Below are 19511 nucleotides of genomic sequence, written 5' to 3'. Positions count from 1 at the left end.
AACTCCGGCGGGTAGTTCTTCATGACCACGAGATGTCCGTTCTCAGATCCTCAGGATCCAGTGTCTCGTGTGTTCAACATCAGGGGTCAACGCCCTCCTACGGAAGCAGGGCACCGCCCCGCCGCGACTGGGGCATGCAGCCTCGCCCGCGGCGGGGCACAGTTTTTACTGCCAGTCATTGATCGAGGGCGGCCTTCTACCTGAAGATTTTTCACCGGCCCCGTGTAGTAGCGCACCCGCCAGTCCAGGTATCGCGCAGCTACTGTCACCAACCACGCCCCGCCGGCGCGCTGCGCACCGCCGTCACCGCATCCGGCGCCTGCTGCGCATGCGCAGCGGTGTCGGGCACTTCGATGTCAGCGGCCATCGACTGCGCGAGCCGGGCCTGCGCAGTCGCGGAGTCATCGGCGCTGCTGCGCAACCAGGCGTTGACGAACAGTTGCGCATAGCCGGCCGGATCGGAGGCGCTTGTGGTGGTGCGCACGGGGGCGGCTTGGGCGCGGGCGTGGCCCCGGCCGCGGTGGGGGAAGAGGTGACAGCGACGCCGAGGGCGACGGGGCCGGCTGCGATGACGCTCCACACGGTGACGCGTACCCGGCGCGCCGCATCGCCTGAAGGTGGGCGCCTGCTGCCATCGGGGCCAAGGCCTCGTGGTCGAAGGCCCGCTTGCCAGGGGACATGGTCCAAACTCCCAGGTCAGAAACGGCTGTTGCTGACCAGACCGCCCGCGCGGTGACCGCAATCACCCCAGAGGTGCGGTCCCGAAAGGTTCGGCCCGCCTCCGCGGGGAGGCGGGCCGAACCTTTCGGGCTTATCCGATGGCGATGCGGGTGAGCCAGAAGGAGTGTGCGCCGTAGACCTGAACGGGGTTGCCGGTCAGTGCGGTTCTGCCGCCTGCGTAGAAGCCGACGGAGCCGTCGGAGCGGATGGCCCAGATGTCGGGGATGGTGTCGTTGTTGGCGTCGGGTGTGCCGTAGAGCATGGGCACTGCGGTGCTGGTCCAGCCGGACGCGGCGTATTCGTGGTCCGTGCCGCCGGATGAGTTGGCTGCGGTGGCCAGCGTGTTGGGGTCGACGCCGCCGCTGGATGCTGCGATTCCCTTGCGCAGCAGCAGTCTGCCGGAGACGTCGCTTCGGTAGAGCAGGTCGGCGATGTTGTCTCCGGAGACGTCCTGGACGGTGACGATGTCTCGGTCTTTCCAGGAGGAGGAGATCAGGCGGATCGCCTGGTCGACGGTGGCGCCGTGGTAGCCGGTGAAGGCCCACAGTTCGTCGTCGGTGCCGTTGCCGGCGGTGGCGAGGAAGTCGGTGCGTCCGTCGCCGGTGATGTCACCGGCGGCCACGATCTGGGTGAAGCTGGCGGGGCTGGGGGCGTTGTCGGGCAGGAGGATTTCCTGGCGCTTGTCGGTGTTGACCGCGCCGTATCCGTCGCCCGGGTAGACCCATAGCTTGCCGCCGACGCGGACGACGAGGTCCTGGAGGCCGTCACCGCCGGTGATGTCGCCGTTGTGGGTGATGAGTGCGCCCTTGAAGTGGCCGCTCGCTGCTGCGGCGTAAGGGGGAAGGTCGTCGCCGTTGGGGTCCTTGTCGGGGTTGGCGCGGTAGGCGCCGGGCATGGAGAAGTCCAGGTCGCCGGTGCCCTTGTTCAGTTCGGTGTTCTGCTGGGAGGGGTAGAGGGCGAGGTTGCCAGCTTCCGTGACGACCATGAGGTCGGGAAGTTTGTCGCCGGTGAAGTCGCCTGGCAGGTCGGCTTGGTCGCGGGGGGTGACGTAGAAGAGGTACTTGGTGGGCTCCGAGAAGTTGTCGGCGCTGTCGACGGCCCGTACGTACAGCACGTTGGGGCCGGCGCTCGGTGGTTTGGCGTCGTTGATGGTGGCCGTGACCGAGGTGGCGCTGCCCGGTACGCGGCTGACGGTGCCGGTGTAGGTGGGTGAGTTGAAGCCGTATTCGTAGCGCTTGACGTCGGTGTTGACCGCGCGGAAGGTGAAGGAGCCCGGCGTGCCGAACTTCTTGACGCTCCAGATGGCGTCCTCGGCGCTGCTGCCGAAGCCGTTCTGGCTGGCGTCGGCGTCCGGGTAGTCGGTCGAGGTGACCTTGGGAGGCCTGGGTGCGGTGGTGTCCAGGACGAACCGGCACGGGGCCTTGGTCGGGTAGTAGCCCGATGAGCTCTCCGCGTCGTCAACTGCCCGGACCCGCCATGAGTAGGTGGCGCCGCTCTTGAGCTTGCTGGTGGCGTACCCCGACGTCGTTACCAGGGCGTCGCCGGTGCCGTTTGACACCGTCTTCTTGCCGGTCGATCCGAGGAGGTCGCCGGTGGTCTTCCACTGGCCGAGCTCCCACAGGTCGAAGTCGACGAAGTCGAGGTTCTTGTCCTTGTCCTTGGCCCTGGCGGTGAAGGTCAGATTGCCCGAGCCCATGCGGACGTAGGGCTTGGTGGTGGTGCACTTGCCGTCCGGGCCGAGGTCGAGGGAGTTGGAGACGATGGTGGGCTTGCGGTTGTACTCCACCAGCAACGACGGACCGAAGTCGCCGTTGGCCTCGAACTTCTTCCAGGCGTACTGCGAATTCTCGTCGCGGGCCCGCAGTCCGAAGGTGATGGTGTCGTCGCCGTCGTCGGCTGCTTCCTGGGCGCCCTTCTTGACGTCGAACGTCTCGAAGTCGTCCCCGCAGCTGGACTTGTAGCCGTGGGCGAAGCTCTTGGTGGCCAGCTTGTTGCCGTCGTGGAGCTTGGGGGCGTTCTTCCAGTTGGTGTGGGAGTTGATCGGTCCGGTGCGATGCACGCTGACGCTGCGCGGACTGCAGGACCAGGCGTACCTTTCCAGCACGGTCAGCTTGGCCCTGGTGATCTTCGTGCCCTTGAGATCCGGGTCGAAGTTGATGTTGAAGAATGACCGGGAGGTGCCCCAGGTGTCCGACTCGAAACCGACGCGTGCCTCGTGGGTGCCGCCCGCGTTGAAGTTCTTTCCGTTGTAGAACGTGGCGTTGGGGTGGCGGTTGTAGGCCGTGGTCCAGTCCTGGGTGTCTTTGGTGAACGCAGGGTCGATGAAGACGGGGTAGGTGGTGGCCGGATCGGCGAGGAAGTCGTGGTCGGGGGTGAGTGTCCACTGCCCGACGCCCAGTTCGGCCTCGACGATGTTGCCCCGCGAGTCGGGTGCCGGCCCGTTGAGGGTGACGAGGCCCAGGGTTGCGGCCGCGCCGGTCGGGGAGGGCGAGGGGGTCGGCTCGGGCGGCGCGGAGGGTAGCGGGGCATCCGACGCCGTAGGTCCGGGGCCGTCGCTCGCGGAGGGCAGGTCCTCCACATCGGTGTCGCTCTGCTCGTCGGACTCGACGGGCAGTTCTTCCTCGCTGGGGCTCGGTGCGGTGCTGTCTGTGGGGGAGGGGCTTCCGGTGTCGGGTGCCTCGGGTGCGGTCGGCTGAGCGCTCGCCCCCACGGTGCCGTTGGTGACGGCGGGCGCTCCGCTGCTGTCCCACATCAGCGGGGTCGGTGACGTCGCCACCTCGTCGCCGTTGGCGTCCAGCGCGCTGACGATGCCGGACAGCGGGTCCAGCCGGAACGTCAGGGTGGATGATTTGAGGCCGTAGACCAGCTGCTGCACATGCGGATCGGAGGCCGCCGCGCGGTTTTTGAGAACCACCATCTGGCCGAAGCCGTCGTCGTCGGCCGTCAGCACCAGGTCACCGCCGGGGAAGATCTCAGGGTACAGCGCGCGGTTGCCGTCGATGATGGGAGCGGGGACGGGGCCGGGCCAGGTGAGCTGGATCGCGTGTGCGCCGCCGTCGACGTACAGCGTGACCAGCGGGCTGCCGGTGTCCGCTGCGGCGGCCTGCTTGACGAGGGAGACGCGCTGCACCGCCGTACGCGAGGCGCGCTGGTCGTCCCGTTTGCTGGATCCGTCGGAGAACACCATGCGAGTGTTGGTGGCCTTGGGCTCCCAACCGTCCTTGGTGCGGCGCAGACGTGGGTCGATCCGCTTCCACTGGCCGCCCACCTTGGCGCGGATCGGGGAGGCGTACAGCTTCTTCACCATGCCACCGTCGGGGCGCACCCAGGTCGTGGAACGGGCGGTGCGGGCCGCGGTCACTTCGACGTTCTTGCCGCTGTGCGCCGCCTGAGCCGCAGCGGCAGCCTCGGTCACCGGCTTCGCCTGCCGGTCATGGCCGCTGCGGGCCGGCTCGTCGCTGCTGTCCAGGCCGACTCCGGCGTAGACGACACCGGTCACGGCGAGCGCGGTGGCGAGCACGGCCGCACTGGCCCGACGGCTGGGCACACGGCGCCAGGTACGCGTCATCGGACAGATTCCCCTTCCCCCTCGTTCCCTCTCGGGCCAGCCGATGATGACTCATGAGGAACGGGTCGTCACCCGGTGACGGGGTGGTGGATGCGCGCAGGGGCATGGCGCTGCCCCTCCCGGCTTGATGGCCCCTGACCTCCCCCTGCTGTGCGGAAGACCATGCAATCCCGGCAAAACGTAGTGCTTGCTATGGGGATAGAAGCTTGATCGTCCCGAAAGGCGGCAAAGGCAGGACCAAAGCCAACTGGCAGCGCTTTCGCTCCCTGTGGGGCATTGCTGACATCACTTCCCGTTGCAGGCCGTTACGCGCCGTGGCGATCATCACATCGGCCCGTCGCCTCTGGTATTCCGTCACACGGTGATCACAGAATCTGCATGCTCTGCTAAGTCGTCACGCGTGGTCCGTCGCCGGTCCCGCTCCAAGTGGTCCGGGGGGCCCCACCGTGTTCGGTCGACTTCCGTACGCCCGCAAGCCGCGCCGCGCGCGCATCGCCGTGCCGGTCACCGCCGCCGCGCTGTTGGTGGGGTTGCTGCCCGCGCAGTCGTTCGCGCTGCCTCCGGATCCCGCCAAGGAGGAGACCGGACGAGAGTCGTTGAGTCTCGAGGGCCTGAGGCGTGATCTGCCGGTGCCCAGCGGCAAGCCACTGAGTCGCGCTCTGCAGTCGCTGAAGGCGGAGATTCCGCAAGACCGGCTCGTACCGCCACCCAGCACCGTGACACCGCCTTCCAATGTGAGCGGCTCAGTCACCTTCGGCTCGGCCACGACACCCGCCTCGACCAGGTCCACTGCCCAGCAGACGGCGCTCAGCCCCGTAGGCACCCTTCCCGTCAGCCTCGGCCAGGCCCCCGCCCAGCCGACGCCCACGGGCACCTGGCAGGTGACCATTCCGGACCGTACCGCCGCCGTGAGCCAGGGCGTCGACGGCGCCCTGATGGTGGTCCAGGCCCCCGCCGCGGGTGCGGTTCCGGTCTCCGTGAAGCTCGACTACGCCAAGTTCGAAAGCCTGTACGGCGCGGACTGGGCCTCCCGGCTGACCTTCGTCCAGTTCCCGGAGTGCTACCTGACCACGCCGGACGACGAGGCATGCCAGGCCTACGAAGAGCTGGAAACCGACAACGACCCGGCCTCCAAGTCCCTCACCGCCACGGTCGACCCCGCCGCCGACGGCACGGTGACGCCGGCATCCGCCCCGTCGGACCCCGCGAACGCGACCGGGACTGAGGTGGCCCAGGCCGCCTACCGCACCTCCTCTCCCGCGACTCCCGCAGCCGCTGGCGACACCGCTGTCCTCGGAGCCCTCGATTCGGGCGTCGGCAGCGGAAGCTTCAAGGCGACCTCGCTCGCCTCCAACGGCAAGTGGGCAGCGGGAGGATCATCGGGCGCCTTCACCTGGTCCTACCCGCTGACCATGCCGACGCCCCCCGCAGGCCCCGCCCCCAAGATCTCCTTCGAGTACAACTCCCAGGCCGTGGACGGCCGTACCGCGGTCTCCTCACCCCAGGCCTCGTGGATCGGCGAAGGATGGAGCTACGACGTCGGCTTCATCGAGCGCCGCTACCGGACCTGCAAGGACGACCGCAAGACACTCACCTCCGGCACACCCAACAACACCGCGGCCAAGGACAAGACATCCGACCTGTGCTGGGTGTCACCCAACGCGGTGATGTCCCTCAACGGCAAAACCACCGAGCTGGTCCGCGAGCCCACCACCAGCGTCAACCCCGAGACCGCCACCGAGCGCTACCGTCCGCAGAGCGACGACGGCACCCGCGTCGAGCACCGGGTCGGCGCCGTCAACGACGACAACAACGGCGAGTACTGGGTCGTCACCGGCTCTGACGGCACGAGCTACTACTTCGGGCAGCACCAGGTGGGCGGCGGCCACGCTGACACCAACTCCGTCTCCACGGTGCCGGTCTTCGGCAACCACCCGGGCGAGCCCTGCCACGCCGCCGCCTTCGCCGACTCGCGCTGCGGCGCGGGCAAGCAGCAGGCATGGCGCTGGGGCCTGGACAAGGTGGTCGACGTCCACGGCAACACGATGATCGTCAACTGGAAGCAGGAGACGAACTACTACGCCCCGCGCAAGAAGTTCAAATCCCCCGAGCAGTACGACCGTCACGCCTACCCGGTGTCCATCGAGTATGGGATGCGCCCGAGCGCGCTGACCAAGCCGTCCGCGATGATCGACTTCGGCGTCAAGCAGCGCTGCCTGAAGTCGGAGACGGCGTGCGAGGCGGCGAACTTCGCCAAGACCGACGACCCAGGCGCCTACCGCCCCTGGTGGGACACCCCGGGCAACCTCAACTGCAAGTCCACGTCCAAGCTCTGCCCGGCGTTCCCGTCCTTCTGGACCCAGATGCGCCTGGACTCGGTGACCACCAAGGCCGCACGGGCCGGACAGACCGGCCTTGGACCTGTCGACAAATACACGCTGCACCACTCCTTCCCCGAGGACTGGTACGACAGCTCACCCGGTCTGTGGCTGAACTCCATCACCCGCACCGGCTACGCCCCTGGAGAGACCACCGGCACCCTCCAGTCCGAATACGGCGTCAGCTTCGCCGCATACACCGTGGGTTCCACCTCACCGCTGAGTGACCGGCTCAAGGACCGGCACCTGCCCAACCTCGTCCCCAGGAGCAAGACCGACCAGCGACCCGGCTTCACCCGCCCCCGCATCGGCACCGTCTCCACCGAGTACGGCGGCGACATCGAGGTCGAATACACCGGAGGCTGCGCAGCCGAGCCGGTGGAGGACAAGGGCAAGAACAACGGCACCTGCTACCCGGTCCGCTGGTCGCCCGACGGGGACGACAAAACCCCCAAGAAGGCCTGGTTCAACAAGTACGTCGTGGCGTCCGTGACCGAGACCGACAAGGTCACCTCGCACGGCGTGCCCGTCACCACCAAGTACGCCTATTCGGACACGGCCTGGGCCAAGGGCGACGACGAGTTCACCCGCCCCGCCCTGCGTACCTACAGCGACTGGAAGGGCTACCGGCAGGTCTCCGTCCGCAAGGGCGCCAAAACCACCTCCACGACGAGCGTGAGAAACAGCCAGTCCTACAGCCTCACACGCTACTTCCAGGGCGTCGGCGGTGAAGTGAAGGACTCAACGGGCGCTCACACCCTTAGCGCCGACGATGCACCGCAGTTCGCCGGCATGACCGCGGAGACCATCACCTACGTCGACTCCGACGGCAAAGTCCTCAAGCGCCACCTGACCTTCCCCTACTCCAAGCAGACCGCCTCCCGCGCCCGCCAGAACGAGGACGCGACGACAGCCGACCCGCTGCTCGCCCACCGCGTCGGCGTCAAGCGGACGGATGAGATCCAGACGGTCGGCGACAGCTGGCGCGGCGTTCGAACGACCACCGCGGTCGACGACACCTATGGGCTGCCCCTCCAGGTGGACACAGCCGTCGTCAAACCCAGCGGCACCTCCGAGACGCTCTCGGACCGAACCTGCACCACGACCGCGTACGTACACAACACCACCACCTGGCTGATCGGTCTGCCCAAGGAAGAACGCGTCACCGCCACCAGCTGCGCCACGCAGGCCACCGCAGACCCGGCCACCCAGCTGAAGTCGTCGCTGAGGAACACCTACGACAACCTGACCTACGGTGCCACCCCGACCAAGGGACTCGTCACCTCCAGGGCCGCGATCAACGGCACCGGCACCGCGCACTCCCACACCATCACCACCAGCTACGACCCGCTGGGCCGGGTGCGCACCATCACCGCCCCCGGCGCCGGCACGACCGAAACGCAGTACACCCCCGGCGATGCGGGCGGCCCGGTCACCGAGGTGAAGTCCCTCAACGCCAAGGGCCATCTCACCAAGACAACTTTCGATCCCGGACGCAGCCTGCCCCTGACCGTCACCGACCCCAACGGGCGCATCACACGCAACGAATACGACGCCCTCGGCCGTCTGATCAAGGGCTGGACGCCCTCACGCTCCTCCGCCGGCCAGTCCCCGAGCGTGCAGATCTCCTACCAGGCGGCCATAGCCACCCCCAAGCTCAACCGCCCCGCCTCGGTGACCCTCCAAGCACTCCGGGACGACGGCACCTACGCGCGCACCGTCACCCTCTACGACGGTCTCCAACGCGAAGTCCAGGCCCAGACCGAGGCCCACGGCCCCGGACGGATCATCGTCGACACGAAGTACAACGACCACGGCCTCGTCCGTGAGAAGACCGGCGGCTACCTGGCCAAGGGCGAACCGGCCACCGACCTGTTCCAGCCCCGGTCCTTGTCCCTGATACCGAGCTCGACCCAGTACCGCTACGACGGCCTGCAGCGCGAATACCGCGCCATGGTCTACCACGGCGGCAAATACAAGTACGGCTCATTCGCCACCCACGGCGAGATCTACACGGACATGGACCCCCCGGGCTCCACTGCCCCCAAGACCCGCACGTACTTTGACACCCTGGGCCGGGTCACCTCCATCAAGCACTACAGCAAAACGAGCGGGGACACCGGCCGCACAACGTCGTACGAGTACGACGCCCGCGGCTACCGCAGCAAGGTCACCGACCCCGCAGGCAACAGCTGGTCCTACGTCTACGACACCCGCGGCCGGCTCACGTCCTCCACGGACCCCGACACCGGCACCACGCTGACGCTGTACGACGAAGCCGACCGCCCCAACTACACCAAGGACGCCCTCCAGCAGGAGACGTTCACCGAGTACGACCTGCTCGGCCGCGTGAAGGCCGTCCGCCAGGGCTCCACGACCGCCAGCCCGGTCAAGTCATACACCTATGACGAGACACCCGGCGGACTCGGCAAGCCGACCGAATCAATCCGGCACACCGCGGACGGCGACTACATCAACCGCGCCACCGGCTATGACGCCGAGTACCACGTCACCGGCAGCGAGACGGTCATCCCGCCGAACGCGATGACAACCGGCCTGTCCGGCACGTACACCTACACCTACACGTACACCCCCACCGGTCAGCCGCAGTCGGTCACGCTGCCCGCCAAGGGCGGCCTGGCGAGCGAGAAGGTGGTCACCCGCTACACCAGCGACGGCCTTCCCGAGTCGACCTCGGGCCTCACCTGGTACACGGCGGGCGCCACCTACTCGCCCTACGGCGAGGCACTGCGCACCGTCTCCGGCGCCCAGCCATACCGGGTATGGACGACGAACTTCGTCAACCCCAACACCGGCAGCCTCCAGCGCACGATCACCGACCGGGAGACGGCAGGGCCGCACCGCATCGCGGACAGCTACTACTCCTACGACGCCACAGGCACCATCACCTCCAACGCCCGCCAGCTCGAAGACGCGTCCGGCAAGACCTGGGACGCCCAGTGCTTCACCTACGACGTCATGGGTGAGCTCAACCATGCCTGGACGTCGAACGTCACACCGAGCCTGAACGGCACCGGCTGCAAGACGGCCAACGGCACGACGTGGGGCTACCGCACGGACTACGCGTTCTCCTCCGGCCCGGTCGCCGACGCGCCGGACGAGTCCACGGACGCCAAGGCCCCCGATGCGTCGCTGGCGTCGACGCTGTCGGCAGCAGCCCCGGATTCCACCACCGTCTCCACAGGCGCCACCGCCTACCGCCAGTCGTTCACCTACGACTGGATCGGCAACCGCGCCACCATGACCGAGCACGACACCGCGGACGCCACGAAGAACGTCACGTTCACTTACGGCCACGGCAAGATGGTCGCCGGCAATGGCACGACCCCGTCGTACACGACACAGCCGCACACGATGACGGGGATCACCTCCACACCGGCGGGTAAGGGAAGCTCCTACGCGTACGACGCGACGGGCAACACCAAGGTCCGGGACCTGTACAACACCACACAGAGCCTGATTTGGAACCAAGAAAACAAGCTGGCCTCGATCACCAACGCCGGCACGAAGACCACCTACGTCTACGACGCCGACGGCAACCGCATCCTGGAGAACTCGCCGACAGGCTCGACCCTGTACCTGGGCGAGACAGAACTGACCACGAACGCGACGGGCAGCATCACCAAGGCGTCCCGCACGTACGCCCAAGCCGGTGCGCCAGCGGTGACCCGAACCACGACGAATGGCTCGACCACGGGCCACAAGCTCAACATCCTCCTCGCCGACCACCTCGGCACAGCGAACACGACGGTCGAGATGGCCACCGGCCAAGTGGTTACCCGCCGCGCCTTCAAACCGTACGGCGAAGCCCGGGGCGCAAAGCCGGCGAGCTGGCCGAACAAGCGGAGCTACCTTGGCGTCGGCATCGACGACGCGAGCACCGGGCTGACACACATCGGAGCCCGAGAATACGACCAGAACTCGGGGCGGTTCCTGTCCGCGGACCCGATCGTCGTCATCAGTGACCCGCTGCAGATGAACGGGTACGCCTATTCCAACAACAGCCCTGTCAGCCACAGCGACCCTTCGGGTCTGTGCAGACGAGACATCTGCGGCGATGGCTATCCAGTCGCAGGAGACGGTGAACGCGCGGGCTACACCGGTCAGCGGCCCGGGGAAGCGGCATGTACATCGTGCAACACACAATTTCAGCGCACCTACTATGACCCGGCTGAGATTTTCCCAGGCGTCAGCATCACGACGAAGTGGCAAGGGCGCAACGAGTTCATCAAGCAGTTCTACCGGAAGTATGTCGATCCCAACCGGTTCACTAACGGTGCCATCTGGGGCTACTTGACCGATGGAACTAATCCGGAAGGTGCAGCTCAAACCCTCGGGTGGTGGGGACTCAACACCTGTCACGACCTGAGATCCTGCCCCGAGTCTGTAAAGAATTACTTTCGCAGTATGTCGATGGGCGTCGCGCAGAGCATCACTGCGATGGGCGATGCACCAGGCGCGGGAAGAGCCGGTGTAGGTGCAAACCCCAAGAAGGGCAATGCGGGGGACTGCAACAAGTGCTTCCTCGCCGGCACCGACGTCCTCATGGCCGACGGCAAGACCAAGAACATCGAGGACATCGACGTTGGTGACGAGGTCCAGGCCACCGACCCTGTCACCGGGGAAACAGGAGCCCGAAAAGTCACCCACCTCATCATCACCGAGGACGACAAGCACTTCAACGAGCTGTCCATCGCCACCGAAGACGGCATCGACAAGCTCACGGCCACGCACGAGCATCCGTTCTGGTCTCCGTCGAAGGGCGACTGGATAACTGCACGCGAGCTCGAACCGGGCATGACCCTCCTCACTGACGAGGGTGACACAGTCATCATCACCGGAAATCGGCCTTTCAACAGGCACGCGCGGACGTACAACCTCACAGTTGACGACCTACACACGTACTATGTCCTGGCGGGCGCCACGCCGGTCCTGGTTCACAACAGCAACTGCGACGTCATATCCGGTTCCCTTCAAGGGGAGAAGCTCGCGCAGAAGTTGCGGCTGGAGTCGGCGAACTCGCCTTTCACTAGAAGTGGCCAGCTGACACCTGATGCGATCTCCGGTTCTAGGTTGGCCATGCCTGGGACGAAGATGGGGAACAAGGAACTGCAAGCTCGATTCGCAGAACGCGGAGGTGCTTCACAATGGGGCAAGTACAGCACCGAGACACATCAAAGCCCGTACGGTGATTATCAAGTGCACTACTACATGAATCGAGTGTCTCGTGAGGTCATGTACGACTACGACTACAAGGTCGTCATGAACCGCAGAGGGAGTGCCCCGTGAAAGTGAGGTTCGCCGGCGTCGAAGGTCACGAGCAGAGTATTCGTCAGGGGGCGGATGCCCTGCGTCAGGGGCAGGTATACGTGGTCCTTGAGCTGTACTGCCAGACGGACGGACCGAACTACTTCAGGATTGAGTTCCGTAGAGGCGAACTTCCGCCCCTCTTTGACTCGCGACTCTTCGAAGTGGTCGATTCAGAGGTGCATCCATCGTGGACCGTATCCACTGAGTTGGACGGATCGCTCACTATGGCGCCTGCCGCCTGGCAAGTTCGAGGTTTCTGGGAGGAATTTATGGATCACTCTCCCGGGGCGATCGAAATCTATGAGGTCGGCAGGGATGTCCTGATGCTGGGCTCTGAATGAGCCTCTTCAGCGTTGCCGCTCCAGGGTGAGAATGTGTTTGGCGATTGACGTCATGCGGTTGGGGCTGCAGCGGGACCTGCGGAAGATCCGCCAGGACTTCAGGCAGGCCACGCCGCGCTCAACTGGTGCCCGTGCCGCGGCCAGAGCCCGGTTGACGGTCTTCTCGGTAGGGGTGAGTTCCCGCAGGGGCCTGCGCTTGATGCCCGTGGTCAGCCAGGGGCCACCGCCCTGGTAGGCGAGATCGGCCAGGATGGGAACGCCCTGGCGCTCGCAGATGCGGATGATCCGGTGGGTGCGGGCGGCGGTCAGGTCGTGAAAGCGGCCCGGCAGCGCGGGCGAGAGCCACAGCAGCCGGCCGTCCGGATCGGTGACTACCTGCACGTTCACCCCGTGCCGGCGGTGCTTGTGGGAGTAGTCGGCCCGTCCGTCGCCGACCCGGTCGCACTCGGCGAGCGTGCCGTCCAGGAGGACGAAGTCCGGATCCTGCTCGCGCAGGACCTTCAGCAGGCCCGGTTCACGGTCGGCGAGAAGGTCGATGACCGCGCTGGTGTAGGCGTGGGCGGTGGACTCGCTGAATCCCGAAGCCGGCAGCGACCTTCGCCAGGGTGGTGTGCTCGCGCAGGTACACCAGTGCCACTATCGCGCGCTGGGACGGACGGAGCTTGCAGCGGCGGTCACCCTCACGGGTGACGATGAGCATGGTGACCCACTCCACGAGCGCATGTGGCAGGTCGAGTGCGGCAGGATAGATGACCAACGAGGCCCCTGAGCAGCGTGGTTGAGACGTCAGACATCTCGATCAACTGCCCAGGGGCCTCGCTCATTGCGCTTCACGGACCGTCACCCGATCGGTGGCCCGCTCGAAGAAGCTCAGTGGTTCCGTGGCGCGAGGCCTGTCACGGCTGTGGCCTGCGGAGTGTCGGCGTGGATCGCTCGGTGCGCGTGCGTGTCGGTCGCTTGCCTGCCCTTCGGGTTGCTGGCAGTGCGACAAGGGTTGAGGGGGTGTGGATGGTTGGAGTTCAGTCCTCGGCGTGCACCGGGCGCAGGCCGGGAAAGTGAGGGCCTACCACCTGGGCCCTGTTCTCGCGGCAGTACGCATTCCATGTCTGCCGCTGGGCGACGGCTTTGTCCGCGTCCCAGTCGTCTGTTCCCTGCCAGTGTGGTTGCCGCAGCTCGGCTGGGGTGTGCAGCACGTCTCCGACCAGAACCAGGTGCTTGTGTCCGTTGTGCAGCACTGCTACCGCGGATCCCGGCGTGTGACCAGGAGCCGCCCGCAGGCTCAACCACGTGAAGAGCTCGGTGTGTGGGCCCTCCCACAGGTGTATCCAGTTGGTGAGCGGAGTTAGGTGTGCGCGGATGGTGGGGTAGGCGTCGCCTTGCGCATAGTGGTGCCAGTCTTCGCTGTGGACGTGGTGTCGCGCGCGGGGGAAATAGACGTCGCCTCCGACGGTGGCCCACCCGATGTGGTCGGCATGGAGATGGGTCAGGACAACGTCGGTGACATCTTCCGCGGTGATGCCCTGCGTGCTGAGGGCGGCCGGCAGCATGCCGTGGCGTGGTGCGGTGAAGGGAAAGAAGCCCGGGTCGGGGCCGGCGCCGAGGTCGATCAGCACGATCCGCTCCTCGGGCCCCAGAACAAGGAATCCTCCGTAGGGGAACTCCAGCAGGCCGTCGGCATTGAGGAGTTCTTCGCGCCGCAGTTCGTCAGGTGTGACGTTGGCGAAGAGGGCCTCGGGTTCCATGATGGCGTATCCGTCGATGAGCGGGTGGACGGTGAGTTCTCCCAGGCGCATGCATGTCCCTATCCAACGGGGTGTGAGTTCTGACCACAACCGACGTTCACTGCAACCGGCTGTACGGCTGCCGAACGGCCGCGCCTGAGTGTCTGGCCGGGGCCGGATCAGATGAGTGGCGGTATAAACAAGAACTGAAACGGGAACGAATCTCCGTAAATCTTCCAAACAGAGGAGTTTGGGATGATCCACTCCGGTTTCGGACCCGCTGTACGGGCGGAAGGCTCGGGGATCGGGCAACGCGGCTTCGTCCAGGACCATGGCCTCGGCAGTGCAGAGCGAAGTGAAGCCGTAGACCACGTGGTCGGCCGAATACGCGAGCTGGGTCTGCGTACGGTCCGCTTGGTCGTCGTCGACCAGCACGGCGTTCCCCGGGCTAAGTTCCTGTCCGCGTCGGCAGCCGAGGCCGCCTTCGTGCGGGGACTGAACTTCTCCAGCGCCATGTACCAGATGGACAGCGGCAACACCGTCTTCACCGGCGGGTTCGTCTCTGACGCCGATCTGGATCTGCCCGAAATGACTGGTTTTCCCGATGTCGTGGCCGTGCCGGACCCGGCCACGTTCCGAGTCCTGCCCTGGGCCGACCGCACCGGGTGGATGCTGTGCGACACCTACTTTCCCTCCGGGCTGCCCAACCCGCTGTGCGGTCGGGGGTTGCTGAGCCGACAGTTGGAGGCCCTCGGCCAGGACGGACTGCGCTATGTCGCCGGGCTCGAGGTGGAGTTCCTGGTAGTCCGGCGTGACGTCCAGCGTATTGCTCTGGACGATCTCGGCCACCCGCCGCCCGTGCCGCTGGTTTCCGCGACGGCCCACGGCTATCAGTTTCTGTCCGAGACCCGCCTGGACTCCGCGCACACCGTCCTGGGTCCTTTGCGGGACGCCCTGTGGGAGGTGGGACTGGAGCCAAGGACCATGGAGGATGAGTGGGGCCCGGGGCAGTTTGAGTTCACGTTCAGCCCTTTGGAGGGCCTGGCCGCCGCAGACGCGATGGTCATCCTGCGCTCTGCGGTCAAACAGGTCTGCGCTCGGCACGGGTTTCTGGCCTCGTTCATGAGCACCCCGCACCTGCCGCACTCCTTCCCCTCCGGATGGCACCTGCATTCCTCGCTCATCACCCGCGAGGGAACCAACGTCTTCGCTGACGCGCACCACACGCCCTCGCAGAAGGGCCTGCAATACATCGCCGGACAGCTCCGCCACGCACCGGCCCTGACCGCGTTCGCCACCCCGACGGCCAACGGCTACGGGCGCTACCGTCCCTACTCCTTCGCGCCCTGGCGCATCGGCTGGTCGGTGGACAACCGCGGTTGTGCCATCCGCGTCGTCGGCGGCCCGGGAGACACCGGCACGCACGTGGAGAATCGGCTGGGTGAGCCCTGCGCAAACCCTTACCTGTACATGGCCGCGGACCTTGCCGCCGGCCGGGACGGTATGAACCGCAGCGTCCAGCCACCGCCGGCGGAGGCGTCCGACCCCTATGCGGGGGAGAGCCAGCCCCTGCCCCGGACTCTGGCCGAGGCTGTGTCCGCGCTGGAGGAATCGGACTTCTACCGTAGCGAGTTCGGAGACCGATTCGTCTCCTACTACGTGAAGATGCGTCGCTTCGAGATCGCCCGGAGGCAGGAGGCGATCCAGGCAGCCGGCGCAGGTGACGAGGCAAGCGCCGGCGGCAGGGCCGCGGCGCAGGACTGGGAGATGAGGGAGTACTTCGAGTTCTTCTGAACCCGGCCCGACCCTGGGAGGGCACGTCATTGCCCCGCCGCAATGCCCGACCAGAAAATGTCGAAAAGCTGTCGTGTCATGGCCCGCGAGCGTTCGCCCTGCCGGTGCGCCTGAACGGTCAGGGCTTCGACGTCGACGCCCTGCTGTTCCAGGGCGTCCCGGTACATCGCCACTCGGCGGTCCAGTTCCTCCGGGGTCACCTCCGGGTGGAACTGCACCGCCAGGCAACGACCGTGCGCATACACCTGTGGCGCCATCGATGTGCGGGCCAGCAGGGTGGCGCCCACGGGAATGACCAGCAGATCCTCGTGCCACTCCAGCCACGGACCGGTTGGCAGCATCACGGAGTCTATGCTGTCGACTTCCACCCAGCCGATCTCAGGGCTTGGCGCCTCACGGGAAGGCGCTCCCAGGACCTGGCTCAGGACCTGCGCCCCGTAGCAGATGGCGAGGACCGGGATCCCGCGCTCGATCGCGGCTTCGTACACACGGTGTTCCTGCGCTCGTGCTTCTTGCGTCGTCTCGTCCCGCACCGACGACAGCGACCCCAGGGAGACCACCAGATCGGCTCCCTTGAGCAGCTCCGGGACCGGCCAAGGCCGAGAGCGCGCCCGATGACACATGCGCACCTCACCCAGCCCATGCGCCTCGAAGCACTCCGTCAGGTATCCGAGAGCGTCCAGCTCCTCATCAGCGACAGTCAGGACCGGCACAGCACACCTCGCAGTCGGTGCTAGGAAACAGCGGGCGGACAGCCGGGGGCAGACAGGGAGGGCGCTGGCCGCGCTCCCACGGCGGCCCGCGCAGGGCTGGGGGTGCTGTTCCAGAGTCTGCCCCGACACTTATGCCTACCCGCCGGACGCCGGCTTCAGCTCTGTGGGCTCCCTAGGTCACCTGCTCGACGCCCGCCAACTACGCGAAGCAAGGGCGCGACCGGGCAGCCGCAAAAGGAAAGCCTCCACGACCTGACCAGGAGCCTTTTGCGGAGACAGGCCGAGGCAAGGTCTCCTGCTGCTTGGCTAGATCCGCAGGGCCTTTCGCGTGATTCACGGGTGCCTGAGCGGATCCAAGTTCCGCACGGAAGCTACACGTGACTGTGCGCCGTAGGGCGTTCTTGCCGTTCCGGTGAGAGTTGTGCGCGGGCGCACTCTTTTTACATGGATATGACGCATGCGCCTTTGCGTGAACGCTTGGGGTGCGGGAAGCCGGTAGGTAAGACTGAACCGTTCCGGGTTCGGTAGAGACTCGATTCCGTGAAAGGATCGAGTCATGGCACGTCCCTCCTCCTATCCCGTTGAGCTGCGCAAACGAGCGGTCCGTATGGTCGCCGAGGTCCGTGGTGACTATCCGAACGAGTCGGCCGCGCTGAGGGCGGTTGCCCAGAAACTCGGGATCGGTTCGGCCGAGACCCTGCGGAACTGGGTGAAGCGCGATGAGGTCGACTCCGGGAAGCGTCCGGGGACGACCACGGAGGAGTCCGCGCAGATCAAGGCGATGAAGAAGGAGATCGCCGAGCTGAAGCGGGCGAACGACATCTTGAAGGCTGCGGCGAGTTTCTTCGCGGCCGAGCTCGACCGGCCACACACACGCTCGTAGCGTTCATCGACGAGCACCGGGCCCGCTTCGGCGGTGTCGAGCCGATCTGCCGCGTGCTCACCGTGCACGACTGCAAGATCGCCCCCTCCACCTATTACGCCCACCACAAACGACTCCAGGCCCCGTCGGCCCGCACCGTCCGCGACGCCGAGCTGAAGCCGCTCATCCGGCAGATCTTCGAGTCCAACTACCGTGTTTACGGGGCCAGGAAGGTCTGGCGTGAGCTGCACCGCCAGGGCCATATCGTGGCCCGGTGCACCGTCGAACGCCTCATGCGCGAGCTCGGCGTCACCGGCGCCGTGCGCGGGAAGAAGGTCGTCACCACGATGGCGGGCAGCTCCGTCGAGCGGGCGCCAGACCTGCTGGACCGCAACTTCGTCGCGCCGGCCCCGAACCGCTGCTGGGTTGCCGACTTCACCCACGTCAGCACCTGGTCGGGAGTCGTCTACGTCGCGTTCGTCGTGGACACCTTCTCCCGCCGGATCGTCGGCTGGTCCGCCGCCCTGTCGAAGGAGACACGGCTCGTCCTGGACGCCCTGGACATGGCCCTGTGGCAACGCGACCGCGACGAACAGCCTTATCAACGGGGTGAGTTGATACATCACTCCGATGCCGGGTCGCAATACACGAGTTTCCGACTCGCCGAGCACCTGGACGCCGTCGGCATCGCGGCCTCGATCGGCTCGATCGGCGACGCCTACGACAACGCCCTCATGGAGAGCACGATTGGCCTGTTCAAGACCGAGCTGATCAAACCCCGACATCCATGGAAGACGCTTTCCCAGGTCGAACTCGCCACTGCCGAGTGGATCGACTGGTACTGCCACCGCCGACTCCACGGTGAGATCGGGCACATCCCACCAGTCGAATACGAGACCAACTACTACCTCGCGACCGCGGAACCCCAGGTCACAACCACAATCTGAAGTCTCTACCGAACCCGGAACGGTTCAGACCACGGTGAGGCGGCATCGTCGGGGCCGGCCGCTTCCGAATCTGACGCAAACCGGCTGAGCCCGGTGACATCCCCTGCTGATCGCAGGAACTCCCCAGCTCCGCGGACGAGGCACTGCAGAGACACCGAATCATTGACCCGCAGCGACCTGGTGTACCACCGGCGACCTCTTTGTCGACTGGCACAGGGAAGAAACGCTGCGCCCCCGCCTGTAGGACGCGCAGTCGGCGCGTTTGAGCACCACGACGTCTTCGGAGGAAACAAGGGCATGTTGGTCGTCCAGAAATATGGAGGGTCCTCGCTGAAGGGCGCGGACGGCATTAGAGCGGTCGCCGAACGGGTCCTCACCACCAGGCGCGGCGGCCACGATGTCGTTGTCGTCTGCTCGGCCATGGGTGACACCAGTGACGAACTGATCGATCTTGCGCAGATGGTCAGCCGTGACCGTCCCGCTAGGGAGATGGACATGCTGCTCACGTCCGGCGAGCGGGTTTCCAATGCGCTGGTGGCGATGGCGGTCCACAACTTGGGTGGCACCGCCCAGTCGTTATCGGGGGCGCAGGCTGGCATTCACACCGATGGGTGCCACGGTTCGGCGCGCATCGTCGACATCGCCCCGGCTCGGGTGTGGGAGGTGCTCGAGGAGGGCGCCGTGCCCTTCGTGAGCGGCTTCCAGGGAATCTGCCAGGAGAGTGGGGACCTCACGACGCTGGGACGCGGCGGATCGGATGTCACAGCAGTGGCCCTGGCTGCCGCGATGAATGCCGACGTCTGCGAGATATACACGGACGTCGAAGGCGTGTTCACCGCCGATCCGCGCGTGGTCCGATGTGCCCAGCGGTTGGATGCCGTCAGCACCGTGGAGATGCTGGAGATGGCCGCCGCCGGGGCGAGGGTTCTGATGTCGCGCTGTGTGCAGTACGCGCACCGTCATGGCGTGGACGTTCACGTCCGCTCCTCGTTCACGGACTGCCCGGGAACGCTGGTATCGAATTCGGTGGAGGCCGGGTCCGGGCGTTGACCCCTGATGTTGAACACACGAGACACTGGATCCTGAGGATCTGAGAACGGACATCTCGTGGTCATGAAGAACTACCCGCCGGAGTT

9 protein-coding genes and 1 pseudogene are annotated in these 19511 nt (G+C 66.2%); 5 read left to right on the top strand and 5 right to left on the bottom strand.

Features of this window, described 5'->3' with window-relative positions; translation table 11 throughout:
* Nucleotides 1–265 precede the first annotated feature (265 nt).
* Complete coding sequence (locus ACWD1Z_RS34460; protein WP_451124373.1) at nucleotides 266–484, bottom strand: hypothetical protein; 219 nt, start codon at nucleotides 482–484, stop codon at nucleotides 266–268.
* 327 nt (nucleotides 485–811) lie between these two features.
* Nucleotides 812–4288, bottom strand: a complete 3477-nt coding sequence (locus ACWD1Z_RS34455; RefSeq protein WP_451124371.1) for a DNRLRE domain-containing protein — start codon at nucleotides 4286–4288, stop codon at nucleotides 812–814.
* 446 nt (nucleotides 4289–4734) lie between these two features.
* Between ACWD1Z_RS34455 and ACWD1Z_RS34450 the strand changes: the two genes are divergently transcribed.
* Both ACWD1Z_RS34450 and ACWD1Z_RS34445 read left to right on the top strand, forming a co-directional pair.
* Nucleotides 4735–11976 carry a polymorphic toxin-type HINT domain-containing protein gene (locus ACWD1Z_RS34450; protein ID WP_451124369.1) on the top strand — a complete coding sequence of 2414 codons (7242 nt, stop codon included), beginning with the start codon at nucleotides 4735–4737 and terminating at the stop codon, nucleotides 11974–11976.
* Nucleotides 11973–12338 (top strand): hypothetical protein, encoded by a 366-nt coding sequence (locus ACWD1Z_RS34445; protein ID WP_451124367.1) that lies wholly within the window; start codon nucleotides 11973–11975, stop codon nucleotides 12336–12338. Before ACWD1Z_RS34450 ends, ACWD1Z_RS34445 begins: the two co-directional genes overlap by 4 nt.
* A 6-nt stretch (nucleotides 12339–12344) precedes the next feature.
* Here ACWD1Z_RS34445 and ACWD1Z_RS34440 read toward each other — a convergent pair.
* Nucleotides 12345–13095 (bottom strand): annotated as a pseudogene (locus ACWD1Z_RS34440) (transposase family protein).
* A 262-nt stretch (nucleotides 13096–13357) separates the two neighbouring features.
* Nucleotides 13358–14494, bottom strand: a complete 1137-nt coding sequence (locus ACWD1Z_RS34435) for an MBL fold metallo-hydrolase (RefSeq protein ID WP_451124365.1) — start codon at nucleotides 14492–14494, stop codon at nucleotides 13358–13360.
* Between ACWD1Z_RS34435 and ACWD1Z_RS34430 the strand changes: the two genes are divergently transcribed.
* Nucleotides 14474–15853 carry a glutamine synthetase family protein gene (locus ACWD1Z_RS34430; protein WP_451124363.1) on the top strand — a complete coding sequence of 460 codons (1380 nt, stop codon included), beginning with the start codon at nucleotides 14474–14476 and terminating at the stop codon, nucleotides 15851–15853. The two genes, ACWD1Z_RS34435 and ACWD1Z_RS34430, sit on opposite strands and share 21 nt — an antisense overlap.
* 26 nt (nucleotides 15854–15879) lie before the next feature.
* Here the strand turns inward: ACWD1Z_RS34430 and ACWD1Z_RS34425 are convergent, their stop codons facing one another.
* Nucleotides 15880–16566, bottom strand: a complete 687-nt coding sequence (locus tag ACWD1Z_RS34425) for a type 1 glutamine amidotransferase (protein WP_451124361.1) — start codon at nucleotides 16564–16566, stop codon at nucleotides 15880–15882.
* 556 nt (nucleotides 16567–17122) lie between these two features.
* Between ACWD1Z_RS34425 and ACWD1Z_RS34420 the strand changes: the two genes are divergently transcribed.
* A protein-coding gene (locus ACWD1Z_RS34420) for an IS3 family transposase (protein ID WP_451124359.1) occupies nucleotides 17123–18375 on the top strand; the annotation gives its coding sequence in 2 pieces (ribosomal slippage) (nucleotides 17123–17405 and nucleotides 17405–18375; 1254 coding nt in all).
* Nucleotides 18376–18672: 297 nt separating this feature from the next.
* A complete protein-coding gene (locus tag ACWD1Z_RS34415; protein WP_451124357.1) occupies nucleotides 18673–19425 on the top strand; it encodes an aspartate kinase in 753 nt (250 codons plus the stop codon).
* Nucleotides 19426–19511 lie beyond the last annotated feature (86 nt).

The sequence above is a fragment of the Streptomyces sp. NPDC002784 genome, from assembly GCF_053592135.1.
The sequence above is the reverse complement of the archived record's forward strand: the minus strand, read 5'-3'. Positions and strand labels throughout refer to the sequence as shown.

Excerpts from the sequence above, each read along its gene's own strand:
- ACWD1Z_RS34455 (WP_451124371.1), bottom strand. The coding sequence starts at position 4,288 with ATGACGCGTACCTGGCGCCGTGTGCCCAGCCGTCGGGCCAGTGCGGCC.
- ACWD1Z_RS34415 (WP_451124357.1), top strand. The coding sequence starts at position 18,673 with ATGTTGGTCGTCCAGAAATATGGAGGGTCCTCGCTGAAGGGCGCGGAC.